Raw genomic sequence first — 14,944 nt, 5'->3', positions numbered from 1 at the left:
TGCTAAATCGTTATTGCAGGTGAACACCGATACTTCACCACTGAGACAGCTGTCGGTACGGTCCTCTGGATGACCGCCACACCGCCCCCATCCGTTCCCTCCGGGGTGCGGTCGGTGACCCTCCGCTCGGGGGTCTACGCCGACTCCGTCCGGCTGATGCAGGTGAGCCGCGAGATCCAGGGCCTGGAGGGCGTCACCGCGGTGCTGGTCGCCATGGCCACGCCGCTGAACCTGGAGCTCGCGGCCGGTATGGGCCTCGCGCCGGACGAGGACGCCTCGCCGGAGCAGCTGCTCATCGCCGTCCGGGCCGAGGACGACGCCACGCTGGCCACCGCGGTCGCCGCCGTGGACGCCGCGCTGGCCGCCCGCGAGCGCTCGACCGGCACCGCGGCCGCCATCCCGCAGCGCACCATCGGCTCCGGCCTGGCCGAACTCGCCCCCGACGCGTCGGCGCTGGCGATCATCTCGGTGCCCGGTCAGTACGCCGTGGCGGAAGCCGCCGACGCGATCGCGGCCGGCCGCAGCGTGCTGGTCTTCTCCGACGGCGTGGCCGTCGAGCACGAGGTGGCGCTCAAGCGGGCTGCGCACGCCGCCGGGGTCCTCGTCATGGGTCCAGACTGCGGGACGGCGATCGTCTCCGGGGTTGCCCTCGGCTTCGCCAACGTCGTCCGTCCAGGACCGGTCGGCCTCGTGGCCGCGTCGGGCACGGGCGCCCAGCAGGTCTCGTGCCTGCTGGACATGGCCGGGGTCGGCGTCTCGCACGTGCTCGGCGTGGGTGGCCGCGACCTCTCCGAGGCCGTCGGCGGACTGGCCACGCTCGATGCGCTCGCCGCGCTGGACGCCGACCCGGCGACCGAGCGGGTGCTGCTGGTGTCCAAGCCGCCGGCGCCGTCCGTCGCCGCGTCGGTGGAGGCCGCCGCCGCGAAGCTCTCGGTGCCGGTCCGGTCCGCCGCCCTCTCGCCCGACACCCCTGACCTGACCGCCGCCGTCGAGGGGCTGCTGACGGACCTGGGGCTGGACGTTCCCGCCTGGCCGTCCCGCCCAGGGCCGGCCGAGGCGGCCGTCCCGGGCGCGGTCCTGAAGGGCCTCTACTCCGGCGGCACGCTCGCCGACGAGGCGATGCTCCTGGCTGCGCCGGCGCTCGGCGACATCCGGTCCAACACCCCGCTGAAGCCCGAGCTCGACCTCGGAACGGACCTGAATGCCCCCGGTCACGTCGTCATCGACTTCGGGGACGACGCCCTGACCGTGGGCCGGGCGCACCCGATGATCGACCCGACCCTGCGGCTGGAGGCCATCAGCAACCTGGCCGCGCGGCGCGAGCCCGCGGTCCTGCTGCTGGACGTCGTCCTCGGCTACGGCGCCGATCCGGACCCGGCGTACTCCCTCGCGCCGGCGCTGACCGCGGCCCGGCGTGCGGGCACCCTGCCCGTGGTGATCGCGCTGATCGGCACGGAGGGCGATCCGCAGGGCTGGTCCCGCCAGGCCGACGCGCTCGCCGCCGCGGGTGCCGCCGTCTTCGCCTCGAACGCGCACGCCGTCCGGTACGCCCTCGACCTGCTGGGAGCCTCGGCATGACTCTGGGTGGACTGCTCTCCGCACCCCCGTCCATCGTCGCCGCCGGGGTCGACGTCTTCTCCGACGCTCTCCGCGCCCAGGGTGCCGACGTGCACGACGTCGACTGGCGGCCGCCGGGCTTCGGGGACCCGGGCGACCTGGCCGCGCTGGCGCTGGACCCCCGCCGGAACCCGGCCAACCGGGTGGCCGTGGAGCGGATCCTCGCCGCGGGCTCGCAGCTGGTCGACGTCCGCCCCGCCCGTGAGGTGATCGGCCTCGCCGACCGCACCCTGCTGCACTCCGGTCCGCCGCTGACCTGGGAGACCGCCTCGGGTCCGATGCGCGGCGCGCTCATCGGCGCCTGCCTGTTCGAGGGCTGGGCGTCCGACGTCGAGGACGCCGAACGGATCCTGGCCGCCGGTGAGGTCACGCTGGACCCCTGCCACCACCACCGGACGGTCGGCCCGATGGCGGGCGTGACCAGCCCGTCGATGTGGATGTGGTGCCTGGCGGACCCGGTCAACGGCGGCAGCAACAAGAACATGGCCTTCTGCAACCTCAACGAGGGCCTCGGCAAGGTGCTCCGGATGGGCGCCTACAACGACGAGGTGCTCACCCGGCTGGCGTGGATGCGCGACGTCCTCGGGCCGATCCTGTGCGACGCGGTGCGCTCGATGACCGATCCGCTGGACGCCAAGTCGATCCTCGCCCAGATGCTGCAGATGGGGGACGAGGGGCACAACCGCAACCGCGCCGGGTCGCTGATGACCCTCCGCGAGCTGTCGCCGGCGATCGTCGCGGTGGATGCGCCGTCGACCGACATCGCCGCGGTGCTGAGGTTCATCGGCGGCAACGAGCACTTCTACCTGAACCTCGGCATGCCGACGGCGAAGCTCGCGATGGACGCCGCCCGGGACGTCCCGGGCTCGTCGCTGGTGACCGTCATGTCGCGCAACGGCACCGAGTTCGGCATCCAGACCGCCGGCACCGGCGACCGCTGGTTCACCGGTCCTGCTCAGACGCCGGTCGGCCTCTTCCTCGGTGACTACGGCCCGGACGACGCCAACCCCGACATCGGCGACTCCGCGATCATGGAGACCTACGGCGTCGGCGGCTTCTCGATGGCCGCGGCCCCGGCGATCGTGCGCTTCGTCGGCGGCACCGTGCCGGACGCGCTGGCCACGACCGAGCGGATGTACCAGCTGACGCTCGCGGAGAACCCGGCGATGGCGATCCCGATCATGGGCTTCCGCGGCTCGCCGACGGGCATCGACGTCCTCAAGGTCGCGCGCACCGGCTGGTTGCCGCAGATCAACACCGGCATGGCCGGCCGGGTGGCCGGCACCGGTCAGGTCGGCGCCGGGCTGGTCCAGCCGCCGCAGGAGTGCTTCGAGAAGGCGCTGGCCGCGCTCGCCGAGGAGTCCCGCACCCCCTGAGCCTGCCGAAGTCGATCATGCGCTCGTGATCGCAGGATGATCGACGACGTTCCTGAGCCCTGTGCCCGACGGGAGATCAGCGAGCCTCGTTCGACGACAGGGGAGACGGTTCACGGGTAGGTGGAGCCGAGGTGGCCGACGACCAGCGCCCAGAGTTCTGAGCCTGCACACCGAGCCGCCGCTGAGCGGCGTCGATCAACATGTACCGGGCGTCGTGACATTGACCGACCAGCGTCCCTAGCGTCGACTCGTCAAGCTCGCGTGAGTCTCGTAACGCACGCCCGACGGGTAGCAGGAGCCGGCGCATCTCGCGGGCAGCAGCTCGCACGGCATCGTCGGCGTCACCGGTGAGCAGCGTGACAGCGTGTGACTTCTCATGGGCGACCTCGAGACACTCCAGTGCCTTCTCCTTGATGTGTTCCGCATCCGGACTGCCCTGAGCACGCAGTTCCCAGGCACGCCGAAGCCCGCGCACGGCCTTGTCCACTGCACCGAGGTACTCGACGAGACTGAGGAGAAGCGTCTCGTCCCAACGAGTTCGAAGCAGGCGCTGGTGGGCGGCTCGGTCCCTCTGATGCTGGAACGCCGCACCGAGAATCACCCCGAGAAGCCCGGCGCCGAGAGCGAGCAACCCTGTGGTGGCCGTCGCCGGCGGAGGGTTCATGGGGCGACGTTAGAGGGAGCGTCCCCCGGGTGGAGCTTTCGCGTTCATGCTCGCTCTGTTGCTGGACGCTTCAGTCTCGACCGCAGCTCAGCAGGCGGTCGACGGCGTCAACGGCACGAGGGTCGACCGTCCGTCGTACCGCCTCAGGCCGGGCGACTTCGTCCAGGTCGCCGAGAAGTCGCGGGCCAAGGAGCCGTTCGTGGTCGCCGCCTCCGGTGCGCACGCCGACGCCCCGGCCTACCTCGCGGTCCGGCTGACCGATTTGGTCGCACGGTACGAGCGGACGCCGTCCCGCGACGAGGTCCCGGTCGTCTGCGAGGAGCAGCTTGTCGTGGAGTACTACTCGCGCTGACCGACACTGGCGACGTGGACGTCGTCCGGATGAGCAAGCGGCTGTCATACGTCCTGCGGCACCAGCCCGGCAGCGTCGGGCTGGTCCTGGACGACGCCGGCTGGGTGGACGTCGACGCCCTGCTCACGGCGCTGCAGCTCACCAGGGGGGAGCTCGAGCACGTCGTCGCCACCAACGACAAGCAGCGCTTCGCCTTCGACGACACCGGCACCCGGATCCGCGCGAGCCAGGGCCACAGCCGTCCGGTCGAGCTCGGCTACCGGCCCGAGCGGCCGCCGGACGTCCTCTTCCACGGCACGGTCGATCGGTTCCTCCCCGCGATCCTGGCCCAGGGGCTCGTCCCCGGACGGCGGCACGCGGTCCACCTGAGCCCGGATGCCGCCACCGCCCGATCGGTGGGTGGGCGGCGCGGTCGCGCCGTCGTCCTCCGGGTGGACGCGGCAGGGATGGCCGCGGCCGGGCACACGTTCACGCGGTCGGCGAACGGGGTCTGGCTGACCGAGACCGTTCCTCCGGCGTACCTCGGTGTCGACAGCGGGGTATGACCGTTCCGTCACGATCGGTAGCGCCCGAGGGGCTGGCGCGACGCAGAAGTGGCAGGATTCCGGTGGACGGGGGCGCCGCCACGGCGTCCCGCGCGTGCTTCCTGGGGGTATGAACTGGACGGGCTGCTGGGCGAGCTCATCCCGGGCGCCTGCCGCACCGACATGCAGCGCAGGGTCCTCGAGCACGACTGGGCGGCGACCGCTCTCGGTCCCGAGGAGCAGTGGTCACCCGTCCTGCGGACGACGGTCAGCAACTCGCTCAACACGCGCTTCGCCAAGCTCCTCATGTGGGGCCCGGAGCTCGTCATGGTCTACAACGACGCCTATGCCCCCATGCTGGGCATGCGGCACCCCGACGCCCTCGGCAAGCGGGTACCCGACGTCTGGGTCGACGTCTGGGCCGACATCAAGCCGATGATCGACGACGTCTTCGCCGGCGAGGCGACCTTCTTCGAGGACCTGCCGCTCACGATGACCCGGCACGGTTTCGAGGAGGAGTGCTACTTCACCTTCTCCTACAGTCCCGTCGTGGAGCCGGGCGGGCGCGTGGCCGGTCTGCTCAACACCGTCGTGGAGACCACCCCCCGCGTCCTCGCCGCACGGCGGCTGCTCGTGCTGCAGCAGCTCGGCAGCCTCCCGCGCTCCGTGCACGGCAACGCGGTCGAGGCGGTGGAGGCCGCACTCGAGGTGCTCGGCCGCGCCCGGGCCGACTGTCCGTTCGGCCTCGTCTACCTCGCCGACGACCACGGCGACCTCCGGCTGGTCGCCGGCCACGGCACGGGCACCGAGCAGCGGCTGGCCGGGAGCGACATCCCGGAGCTCGCGCGCACGGTGGTCGACACCGGTGTGGCGCAGACGGTCGACCGCCTGGCCGAGCGGCTGCCGGGCCTGTCCTCCGGCGGCGCGAGCCCCGTGAGGGAGGCGGAAGTCGACACCGCGGTCGTCCTGCCGCTGACGTTCGCCGGTTCGTCGCGCCCGGCCGGAGCGCTGGTCCTGGGCGTGAGCCCCCACCTGCGCATGGACGAGGAGTACCGCAGCTTCCTGGCCCTGGCGGCGGGACAGATGTCGGCCGCCCTCGCCGATGCCCGCGCGGTCGAGCTGGAGCGCCGGCGCGCCGAGGACCAGGCCGCCCTGGACCGCGCGGAGGCGCAGTTCTTCACCGACGTGGCCGTCACCTTGCAGCGCGCCGTCCTCGGCCCGACCCTCCTGCCGGAGGGCTTCGCCGTCCACTACGAGCCGGCCACCGGCACCCTCGAGGTCGGTGGCGACTGGTACGACGTGGTCGACCTGCCCGACGGTCTCTACGGCGTCGTCGTCGGCGACGTGGTCGGCCGTGGCCTCGCCGCCGCAGCCGTCATGGGCCAGCTCCGGAGCGCCGGACGCGCCCTGCTGCTCGAGACCAGCTCCCCCGGGCACGTGCTGTCCGCGCTGGACCGGTTCGCGGACCTCGTGCCCGGGGCCGCCGTGAGCACGGTGTTCTGCGCCGTCATCGACGTCCACACCCAGACGCTCCGGTACAGCAGCGCGGGACATCCGCCGGCGATCCTCGTCGACGCCGACGGGCACTCGCGATTCCTGGAGGACGCCGCCTCGCTGCCGCTGGCCGTGGCGGACGACCTGCAGCGCCCGGAGTCCGATGTCGTCCTGCCGCCGGGCTCGACGCTGCTGCTCTACACCGACGGTCTGGTCGAGCGCCGCGACCGCGTGATCGACGACGGGATGGCCCGGGCGGTCGACGTCCTCACCTCCGGCCGGCACCTGTCGCCGGCGGACCTCGCGGACCTGCTCACCGAGAAACTGCTCGCCGACGCCCCCGACGACGACGTCGCGTTCCTCCTGTACCGCAGCGGGAGCTGATTCTCCGCCCGCCTGCGAATGCAGGCTGACGAGCACTTTCCTCCCCGTTCCGGAAGGCGGCGGTAGCCGCCTTTCCGGAGTCGTCATGGCGACTCCAGTTTCCTTTGGGACAGGAGTTAAGGCTGTAGGAGCGCGGCCGAAAAGGGGATGTCAACGAGAAGTGGCACAGCCGTCGCTGGAGCCGGATGACCCCATCCGCGCGACCCTGCGCCACCTGAGAGAACAGGACCCAGGCAATGCGCAAGTCGCGCGTTCTGCTCGCCGGTGTTGCGGTTGCCGCTGCCGGTGCTGCCACCTCCGCCTTCACTGCCAGCAACACCGTCCCGAACAGCGTCGCCGGCTATGGCCAGGGCACCGTCACCGGCGCCACGGTGACCAACATCAGCTACGTCGCCAACGGGTCGGACGGCACCGTGGTCGACGCAATCCGGTTCACGAGCACGACCAACATCACCACGCACACGTCGACCATGACGCTCAAGACGACGGGCGGCACCGCGGTCGTCGGTAGCCCGTACGCGTGCGCCGTGACCTCCCCGTGGGCGCCCGGGGCGACCCCTCCGAGCCTCGTGCTCACCTGCGACACGAGCGCCGCGTCGAACGCCGGCGTCGTCCGGAGGTTCGCCGACTTCGACGCCGTCGGTCTGACGGTGGTCCAGTAACCCTGCCCCGGAACGGGCGGGGCGGCGCAGTACCCGCCCCGCCCGCCCCGTGGTCGGGCGCTCTCACGATGAACGCAGCCTCCAGAGTCGCCGGCATCAGCGCTGTCATCGCGCTGGTGTTGACGACCGTGTGGCTGTTCTGGCCCGCGGAGCTGGGCGGGGGGACGACGTACGTCTCCACGCACGGCACAAGCATGGAACCCGAGTTCACCACCGGGGACCTCGCCGTCCTGAGCCCGGCCGAGACCTACGCCGTCGGCGACGTCGTCGCGTATTACAGCAACGACCTCGAGACGATCGTCATGCACCGCATCGTCTCCGGCGACGCGGACGGATTCGTGACCCAGGGCGACAACAACGACTGGCTCGACGAGGAGCGGCCGACGGCGGACGAGATCCTCGGCCGTCTCTTTCTCCGCATTCCCCAGGGCGGCGAGGTGCTCGATGCGCTGCGCTCACCCGGGCTATCACTCCCGATGGCGGGGGTGGTGTTGGCCCTGCTCGGTGCCACCGCCCGTCGACCCCGCGCCCGCCGCCACCTACGGGCACTGCGCGGCCGCGTCTCCGGCCTCTCGCTGTCCGACCGGGTCCGATCCCTGCCGGTCGCGGCCCGGGCCTCTACGCCCACCCGGGCGCGGGCGCGCCAGGTCGCCCTGGGGGCCGGCGCGGTCACAATCCTCGCGGCAGTCGGCTGCGGCGTGCTGCTGGCCCTGCCGCCCACCCAGACGGACACGCGGACCCTGCAGGTCCACCAGCAGGGCGAGTTCGCCTACACGGGCGAGGCGGAGCCCGGCACCACCTACCCCGACGGCACGGTCGCGACCGGCGAGACCGTGTGGACCAGCCTCGTCCGGAACCTCACCGTGTCCCTCACCAGCACGGTCACCGGCCCGGACCTCGCCGGGCTCGGCGGCGGCATGCGCCTCGACGTCGTGGTCACCGCTGCCGACGGCTGGAGCGCCGTCCTGACCAGCGGTGGCGTCGCGGCCCTCCAGGGCGGGACGGCGACGGCGTCGGTCGCGGTCGACACCGACGAGGCCGAGGAGCTGCTCACCCGCCACTACGACGAGATCGGCGTGACCGGGGGGTCGGCGACCCTCACGGTGACCCCGGTGACCGATCTGACCGGCACGGTCGAGGGCATCGCCTTTGCCGCCGACCCCCTCCCCGGCCTGGTCTTCGCGCTGGAGGACATGTCCCTGCGGCCGGCCGCGACCGAGGCAGCGGCCTTCGCCACGACCGTGCGGACCGAGGTGCAGACCGACGAGGTGGTGCCGCGCAGCCTCACGGTGCTGGGGGTGTCGGTACCGATCGGGGCCGTCCGCACGGCCGTCGGTGCCGCCCTGCTCGCCGCGCTCGTCACCCTCGGTGCCGCCGCGTGGGTGGGGCGGGTCGGCCGGGGCGACGTCGCGGACAGCTTCCTCGTCCGGCACGCCGACCGGATCCTCCCGGTGTCGTCCTTCAGCCCGGGACCCACCGTCATCGACGTGTCGGACGCCGAGTCGCTGCACCGGGTCGCCGAGCGGTTCGACACCGTCGTCCTGCACCACGCCGGCCCGGACGAGGACGTGTTCGCCGTCCGGGACCTCGACGCCACCTACCGCTTCGTCGTCCCCGGTGCGTCGGACCGCAGGCGCGGCAGGCCGCCGGTCCCACCCAGCGTCGTCCCGCCGGACACGACGGCCCCGGTGGGAAAGGCCGTCATGCCCGACGGGGCGCTCTGGGGCCGCGTCGCCTGAGCGTGCCGGCTAGGCCTTGACGATCGCGGCGACCGGGCCACCGCCGGACGGGCCCTGGTGCACCGCGGCCACCGACACGAAGACCGCCGGGTCGCCGGTCACCGAGGCGGTCACGCCGCCGACGGTCGCCTTGATCTGGCGGTGCCAGGAGACGTCGGAGTCGTCGAGCATCGCGTTGCGCCGTCCGCGGACCTTGCCGTTCGGGTCGGCCTCGCACTTGAGGAAGACGTTGACCAGCCGGTCGCCGAGGTCGGTGTGGTGCGGGCGCTCGGGCAGCTCGAGGCCGGCATTGCGGATGGCCTCCCAGATGCCGTCCTGGTCGAGGGCGTCCTTCATGACCGAGTGGCCCACGCGGTAGTTGCCGCCGTGCCCGCGGGCGTTGCCGACCACGACGATCTGCGCCCGGTCCAGCTCCACACCGGACGAGCAGGAGGCGACGGCGCTGAAGAGCGACAGGTCGTGCATGACCTGCTCCTGCGTCGGCATCTCGATCTCGCCGAGGGCCACCGCGATGCCGAGCGCGGTCGTGCCGTTGGAGAGGTCCATGGAGCCGTGCGGCTCCTCCATGTACGTGGTCTTCCCGCGCTCGCGGGCGTCGCGGATCGTGTCGATCGTCAGCAGCGGGGTCTTGGTCTGCACGTAGTGGACGTCGGCCGGGTCGGTGATGCCCGCGGCCTCCATCGCCTTCCGGACGCCGTCGGCGACCTTCTCGACCATCGAGATGCGGCCGATGTCCTCGGGCAGGAGGACGTCGCTCATCGCGTACCCGACGGTCAGCCGCGGCTCGTCGGTCTTCTCCACCGAGTCCTCGGGGAGGGTCGCGAAGATGGTGGCGTGCGGGCTGATGACGCCGTCCGTGCCGCCGGACCACACGATCGGGATCTGCTTGACCTCGTCCAGCGGGCGGCTGCCCTTCTCGACGAGGACCTCGCGGAAGGCCCGGTCGGCGATGATCCGCGTGTAGTCGTTGATGCCGCCGTTGCCCTCGGTCTTGCCGATGACGGCGATGACGCGGTCGGCCTCGATCACGCCGTCGTCGATGAGCTTGGCCAGCTCGGAGGCGTCACTCACGTTGTGCAGCGGGATCTTGCGGACCTCGATCGGTGCGGGCACGTGGATTCCTTCCAGGTTCGGATCAGCGGGTGAGGACGGTGCCGGCGTCGTCACCAGCGACGGCGTCGGCGATGTGCTCGAGGGACGTGATGACGGCGCGGGTGCCGCCGGCATCGAGGAAACGGAGCGCGGCGTCCACCTTGGGGCCCATGCTGCCGCGCGCGAACTGGCCGGCGGCGGCATGCTGCCGCAGCTCCGCTGCGGTGACGCGGCCCAGCGGCCGGGCGGACGGCGTCCCGAAGTCGACCATCACGTTCGGGACGTCGGTGGCGATGACGAGGGTGTCGGCGTCCAGCTCGCGCGCCAGGATCGCAGCCGTCAGGTCCTTGTCGATGACCGCCTCGACGCCCCGCAGGGCAGTGCCGTCCCGGCCGTCGTCGGTCACCGGGATACCTCCGCCGCCTGCGCAGACGACGACGAAACCGGCGGCCGCCAGCGCGTGGATCGCGGGGGAGTCGACGACGGACCTCGGCTCGGGGGAGGCGACCACCCGTCGCCAGCCCTTCTCGCCGCGGTCCTCCCAGATCTGCCCGAGGGAGACGAACCGTTCCGCCTCCTCGCGCGGGAGGAAGCGGCCCACCGGCTTCGAGGGCTCGCGGAAGCCCGGGTCGTCGACGTCGACGAGGGTGCGGGTGACCAGACCTGCGGCGCGCTGCGACAGGCCGCGCTCGGAGAGGGCGGCGTCGAGCTCGTCGGTCAGCGTGAAGCCGATGGTCGCCTGGGTCTGGGCGACGCACCAGTCCAGCGGCACGGGCGGGACGACGTGGGCGGCCAGTTCGTTCTTGACGAGCAGGTTGCCCACCTGCGGGCCGTTCCCGTGGGTCAGGACGACCTCGACACCGGTCGCGACGACTGCGGCGATGTGGGCCGACGCCTCGCGGATGGCATCCCGCTGTGCTTCCGGCGTGGCGGAGCCGTCGGCGCCGGTCATGGCGTTGCCCCCGAGGGCGATCACGACGCGGCGAGAGGTCATCCCCGGACCCTAGCGGGAAGATGCCTTAGCGGTGAAGTACCTGCTGGAGCGGTCACCGGCGCCAGAAGTCCAAGCGGTCGCGACCCGGCCGGAAGCCTGCCGCCTCCACCACGTCGACGGCGAGGTCGAACCGCTGCCCGACCGCGGCCGGGGCGTGCGCATCGCTGCCGAAGCTGACCGCCTGCCCGCCCTCCTCGTGGAACCAGCGCACCTGGTCGACGGAGGCGAGCGGGCTGCTCGTGTTCACCTCGAGGGCCCGGCCGGTCGACGCCAGGGCGCGGAAGACGGCGCGGTACTCCTCCTCGTAGGTCTTCTCGACGTACCGGTCGGTGCCGCCGGGCCAGTACCGGCGCGGGAAGTCGACGTGCGCGAGCACCTGGAAGACGTCGCTGGTCTCGATCATCCGCACGATCTCGGCCAGGTAGCGGCGCATCGTCGTGTCCGGATCGACGTAGAGCAGGCGCCCGACGCCGACCAGGCGCCCGTCGAGCTCCAGGGAGTGCAGCGAGCCGAGGATCCGGTCCACGGGACTCCGCGCCAGGTGGTCCGCCACGCTGGCCTCGAACAGGTGCGGCTCACCGGTCTCGACGCCGGACAGGATCCGCAGGTCCGGGAACCGGCCCCGGCACTCCTCGAGCTCGGCGAAGTAGCCCTCGACGTCGATGGGGAGCTGATGCGCGGGGTGACGGTCGACCAGGCCCTGGGACGTCGCCGCGTCGTCCTCGTGCCAGACCGTGAAGTCCAGGTGCTCGGTGAACGCGATCGCCGGCAGTCCGAGGGCGACCGCCCGCTCGCAGGCACGGCGCATCGTCGAGGAGCCAGGGGTGTCCCACGACCACCTGGTGTGCACGTGATTGTCCGGCGGTCGCATCGCTGTGGATTCTCCCTCGCCGTCCCCAGGCCCCGCGCGGTGGCCCCGAGTGTCGGAGCTCCTGCCTACTGTCGTCCCCATGAGCACCGCTGCGCCGCCGTCGGAGATCACCGAGGAGGCGCTCGCCGTCCTCCGCGAGCTGACCGGGCGGCCGGATGCGGTGTTCCGCGAGGGGCAGGACGCCGCCGTCTCGGCGCTGGTCGAGCGCTCGCAGCGCGCCCTCGTCGTCCAGCGCACCGGCTGGGGGAAGTCGGCGGTCTACTTCGTCTCCACCGCACTCCTGCGCCGCCGTGGCGCCGGCCCGACGCTGCTGGTGTCGCCCCTTCTGGCCCTCATGCGTGACCAGGTGGCCGCCGCGGCCCGCGCCGGCATCCGCGCGGTCGAGATTTCCAGTGCGAACATGACCGAGTGGGACGACATCGCCGCCCGCCTCGCTGCGGATGACGTCGACGTCCTGCTGGTCTCTCCCGAGCGGCTCACGAACCCCCGGTTCCGCGAGGAGCAGCTGCCCGGCCTGGTCGCCCGCTGCGGGCTCGTCGTGGTCGACGAGGCGCACTGCGTCTCCGACTGGGGACACGACTTCCGACCCGACTACCGCCGGATCCGCGACCTGCTCGCCACCCTGCCGGCCGGGACGCCGGTGCTGGCGACCACTGCCACAGCGAACGAGCGGGTGGTGGCCGACGTCGCCGAGCAGTTGGGCGCCGGTGGCGTGGAGGTCACGACCGTCCGTGGGCCGCTGTCGCGGGAGTCGCTGCGGCTGGGCGTGCTCCGGCTGCCGTCGGACCGGGCGCGGCTGGCCTGGCTGGCCGCCCACATCGGCGACCTGCCGGGCAGCGGCATCGTCTACACGCTCACCGTCGCCGCGGCGGAGGAGACGGCGGCGCTGCTCCGGGACGCCGGTCACGAGGTGCGTGCCTACACCGGCCGGCTCGACGACGCCGACCGCAAGGATGCCGAGGAGGCGCTGCGGAACAACAAGGTGAAGGCCCTCGTCGCGACCTCGGCGCTGGGCATGGGGTTCGACAAGCCCGACCTCGGGTTCGTCGTGCACCTGGGGGCGCCGTCCTCTCCGGTGAGCTACTACCAGCAGGTCGGTCGTGCCGGCCGCGCCGTGGAGCACGCCGACGTGCTGCTGCTGCCCGGCCCGGAGGACCTCGCGATCTGGCAGTGGTTCGCCACGTCCTCCATGCCGCGTGAGGACCACGCGGCCGCGGTGCTCACCGCCATGGCGGACGGCAAGGCGTGGTCGGTACCGCGGCTGGAGACCGTCGCCGACGTCCGCCGGTCGCGGTTGGAGCTGCTGCTGAAGGTGCTCGCCGTCGACGGCGCCGTGGAGCGCGTCCAGGGAGGGTGGCGCTCGACCGGTCAACCGTGGGTGTACGACGCCGACCGGTATGCCCGCGTCACGCGCACCCGCGAGGCCGAGCAGCGGGCGATGATCGCCTACGCCAGGCCCGTGGACGCGGCGATGTGCCGGATGGCCTTCCTCCAGGAGGCCCTGGACGACCCGACCGCCGCCCCGTGCGGGCGGTGCGACGTCTGCGCCGGGCCCTGGTACTCCGCCGACGTGCCGGAGGCCGCGGCCGAGGCGGCCTCCGCCGTGCTCGACCGCCCGGGGGTCGAGCTCGCGCCACGCGGCCAGTGGCCGACCGGCGCCGACCGTCTCGGGGTCGACGTCAAGGGCAAGATCTCGCCGGCTGACCAGATCGAGCCCGGCCGGGCCGTGGCGCGGCTGACCGACCTCGGCTGGGGACAGCGCCTCCGCACGCTCCTGGGGGACGACGGCGTCGGCGGGGTGGTGGTCCTCGACCTCGAGGCACCCGGCATCGAGGAGGACCCGGACGCCGCGTTCGACGTCCCGGTGCAGCGCTCGATCTCCGACGTCCCCCCGGACGACGAGCTGATGAAGGCCTGCGCGCGGGTGCTCGCCGCCTGGGACTGGACGGAGCGCCCGGGCGCCGTGGTCGCGATGCCGTCCCGGCGGCGGCCGCGGCTGATCAGCGGGCTGGCGCAGGGCCTGGCCCGGTTGGGCCGGTTGCCCTACCTGGGCGAGATGTCGCTGCAACACGGCGGACCCACCGGGCGGCCGGGCGGCAACAGCGCCTTCCGGTTGGCTGCCGTCTGGGACCGCATCGTCGTCGGCCCGGAGCTGCGCGACCGGCTGGCGGAGGCAGGTTCTGCCCCGATCCTGCTCGTCGACGATCTCGCCGACTCGCGGTGGACCATGACGGTGGCCGGCCGCGAGCTCCGCCGGGCGGGCGCCACCGCCGTCCTGCCGTTCGCGCTGGCCCTGACTGCCTGAGGCCCGCGCTCTTTCCACAGCTTTTCGCACACATGTGCGAAACCGGGAGTAGCGTGCCCGCATGCAGCTCGCGCACCAGCCCTCGATGTGGGACCTCGCGGAGGAGTCGACCCTGCGGCCGCTCGCCGGCGCTGTCGTCCGGCACGAACTGAGCGACGGCGCCTGGGTGGACCACCTGCCGGGCTGGGTCAGCGGATCGGACGCCGTCCTGGACGTGCTGCTCGGGAACATCGGCTGGCGGGAGGACCGCCGGCAGATGTACGAGCGGGAGGTCGCCGTCCCGAGACTGCTCCGCTGGTACGGCCCCCGCGAGACGCTGCCCCACCCCCTCCTGACCGAGGCGCGCGAATCACTGAACCGCTACTACGGGCCGGAGCTCGGCGAGCGATTCGTCAGCGCGGGTATGTGCCTCTACCGGGACGGCCGCGACAGCGTCGCCTGGCACGGCGATCGGATCGGCCGCGGGCGGTCGTCGGACACGATGGTCGCAATCGTCTCGTTCGGCTCGCCCCGTCCGTTGCTGCTGCGGCCGGCCGGGGGTGGGCAGAGCCTCCGCTTCCCGCTGGGTCACGGCGACCTCGCCGTCATGGGTGGGTCCTGCCAGCGCACGTGGGAGCACTGCATCCCCAAGACCACCAGGCCCGTGGGCCCTCGTGTGAGCGTGCAGTTCCGCCCGACCGGCGTCGCCTGACCCCGGTCGGGGCGGGGCGCGTCCGCACCCCCCTGCAGACCCCCTCCGGAGGCGTGTATGGTTCTCCATGCGCCGCGCGGCCCGGGAGGGTCGCCGGACCGGTTGCTCCTGCGGGGGTGCTGGAAACCGGCGTAGTGTTGGACATCCAGCCAGCGAGGAAGCCCGGGAGGGCCGATTTG

At 72.6% G+C, this 14,944-nt stretch carries 13 protein-coding genes; 9 read left to right on the top strand and 4 right to left on the bottom strand.

Annotation, left to right across the window (positions count from 1 at the left end; translation table 11 throughout):
- Window positions 1–114: 114 nt before the first annotated feature.
- Both E4P40_RS07500 and E4P40_RS07495 read left to right on the top strand, forming a co-directional pair.
- Window positions 115–1,578, top strand: coding sequence for an FdrA family protein (locus tag E4P40_RS07500; protein WP_245160191.1), 1,464 nt, complete (start codon window positions 115–117; stop codon window positions 1,576–1,578).
- Window positions 1,575–2,993 (top strand): DUF1116 domain-containing protein, encoded by a 1,419-nt coding sequence (locus E4P40_RS07495; protein ID WP_135158174.1) that lies wholly within the window; start codon window positions 1,575–1,577, stop codon window positions 2,991–2,993. The genes E4P40_RS07500 and E4P40_RS07495 overlap by 4 nt, the downstream gene beginning before the upstream one ends.
- A 76-nt stretch (window positions 2,994–3,069) precedes the next feature.
- On the opposite strand, the gene E4P40_RS07490 is transcribed toward E4P40_RS07495, so the two are convergent.
- A complete protein-coding gene (locus E4P40_RS07490) occupies window positions 3,070–3,657 on the bottom strand; it encodes a hypothetical protein (RefSeq protein ID WP_135158173.1) in 588 nt (195 codons plus the stop codon).
- A 46-nt stretch (window positions 3,658–3,703) separates the two neighbouring features.
- On the opposite strand from E4P40_RS07490, the gene E4P40_RS07485 reads away from it, so the two are divergent.
- The 5 genes from E4P40_RS07485 to E4P40_RS07465 all read left to right on the top strand — a co-directional run bounded on the left by E4P40_RS07485 (window position 3,704) and on the right by E4P40_RS07465 (window position 8,812).
- Window positions 3,704–4,009 (top strand): hypothetical protein, encoded by a 306-nt coding sequence (locus E4P40_RS07485; protein ID WP_245160190.1) that lies wholly within the window; start codon window positions 3,704–3,706, stop codon window positions 4,007–4,009.
- Between the two features lie 14 nt (window positions 4,010–4,023).
- On the top strand, window positions 4,024–4,554 hold the full coding sequence (locus E4P40_RS07480) for an RNA 2'-phosphotransferase (protein ID WP_245160189.1): 531 nt from the start codon (window positions 4,024–4,026) through the stop codon (window positions 4,552–4,554).
- Window positions 4,555–4,716: 162 nt separating this feature from the next.
- Entirely contained in the window at window positions 4,717–6,411 is a 1,695-nt protein-coding gene (locus tag E4P40_RS07475) for a SpoIIE family protein phosphatase (RefSeq protein WP_135158172.1), read from the top strand.
- 236 nt (window positions 6,412–6,647) lie between these two features.
- A complete protein-coding gene (locus E4P40_RS07470) occupies window positions 6,648–7,073 on the top strand; it encodes a hypothetical protein (protein WP_135158171.1) in 426 nt (141 codons plus the stop codon).
- A gap of 68 nt (window positions 7,074–7,141) precedes the next feature.
- Complete coding sequence (locus tag E4P40_RS07465; RefSeq protein WP_135158170.1) at window positions 7,142–8,812, top strand: signal peptidase I; 1,671 nt, start codon at window positions 7,142–7,144, stop codon at window positions 8,810–8,812.
- A gap of 9 nt (window positions 8,813–8,821) precedes the next feature.
- Here E4P40_RS07465 and E4P40_RS07460 read toward each other — a convergent pair whose 3' ends face one another.
- From E4P40_RS07460 to E4P40_RS07450, 3 genes are read right to left on the bottom strand one after another with little or no spacing between them, the layout of a single operon-like run.
- On the bottom strand, window positions 8,822–9,925 hold the full coding sequence (locus tag E4P40_RS07460) for a ring-opening amidohydrolase (protein WP_135158169.1): 1,104 nt from the start codon (window positions 9,923–9,925) through the stop codon (window positions 8,822–8,824).
- A 22-nt stretch (window positions 9,926–9,947) separates the two neighbouring features.
- A complete protein-coding gene (gene arcC, locus E4P40_RS07455) occupies window positions 9,948–10,898 on the bottom strand; it encodes a carbamate kinase (RefSeq protein ID WP_135158168.1) in 951 nt (316 codons plus the stop codon).
- Between the two features lie 52 nt (window positions 10,899–10,950).
- Window positions 10,951–11,748, bottom strand: a complete 798-nt coding sequence (locus tag E4P40_RS07450) for a PHP domain-containing protein (protein ID WP_245160188.1) — start codon at window positions 11,746–11,748, stop codon at window positions 10,951–10,953.
- Window positions 11,749–11,848: 100 nt separating this feature from the next.
- Between E4P40_RS07450 and E4P40_RS07445 the strand changes: the two genes are divergently transcribed.
- Together E4P40_RS07445 and E4P40_RS07440 are read left to right on the top strand one after the other, a co-directional pair.
- A complete protein-coding gene (locus tag E4P40_RS07445) occupies window positions 11,849–14,074 on the top strand; it encodes a DEAD/DEAH box helicase (protein ID WP_135158166.1) in 2,226 nt (741 codons plus the stop codon).
- A 61-nt stretch (window positions 14,075–14,135) separates the two neighbouring features.
- Complete coding sequence (locus E4P40_RS07440; protein WP_135158165.1) at window positions 14,136–14,765, top strand: alpha-ketoglutarate-dependent dioxygenase AlkB; 630 nt, start codon at window positions 14,136–14,138, stop codon at window positions 14,763–14,765.
- The last annotated feature ends 179 nt before the right edge of the window (window positions 14,766–14,944 follow it).

The sequence above is a fragment of the Blastococcus sp. CT_GayMR20 genome (assembly GCF_004570345.1).
Note: the sequence above shows the minus strand (reverse complement) of the source record. Positions and strands in the feature narration are given on the sequence as shown.

What these genes read in the sequence shown, in the direction of transcription:
- E4P40_RS07495 (WP_135158174.1), top strand. Translation starts at nt 1,575, where the DNA reads ATGACTCTGGGTGGACTGCTCTCCGCACCCCCGTCCATCGTCGCCGCC.
- E4P40_RS07490 (WP_135158173.1), bottom strand. Translation starts at nt 3,657, where the DNA reads ATGAACCCTCCGCCGGCGACGGCCACCACAGGGTTGCTCGCTCTCGGC.
- E4P40_RS07485 (WP_245160190.1), top strand. Translation starts at nt 3,704, where the DNA reads ATGCTCGCTCTGTTGCTGGACGCTTCAGTCTCGACCGCAGCTCAGCAG.
- E4P40_RS07475 (WP_135158172.1), top strand. Translation starts at nt 4,717, where the DNA reads ATGCAGCGCAGGGTCCTCGAGCACGACTGGGCGGCGACCGCTCTCGGT.
- E4P40_RS07470 (WP_135158171.1), top strand. Translation starts at nt 6,648, where the DNA reads ATGCGCAAGTCGCGCGTTCTGCTCGCCGGTGTTGCGGTTGCCGCTGCC.
- E4P40_RS07465 (WP_135158170.1), top strand. Translation starts at nt 7,142, where the DNA reads ATGAACGCAGCCTCCAGAGTCGCCGGCATCAGCGCTGTCATCGCGCTG.
- arcC (WP_135158168.1), bottom strand. Translation starts at nt 10,898, where the DNA reads ATGACCTCTCGCCGCGTCGTGATCGCCCTCGGGGGCAACGCCATGACC.
- E4P40_RS07445 (WP_135158166.1), top strand. Translation starts at nt 11,849, where the DNA reads ATGAGCACCGCTGCGCCGCCGTCGGAGATCACCGAGGAGGCGCTCGCC.
- E4P40_RS07440 (WP_135158165.1), top strand. Translation starts at nt 14,136, where the DNA reads ATGCAGCTCGCGCACCAGCCCTCGATGTGGGACCTCGCGGAGGAGTCG.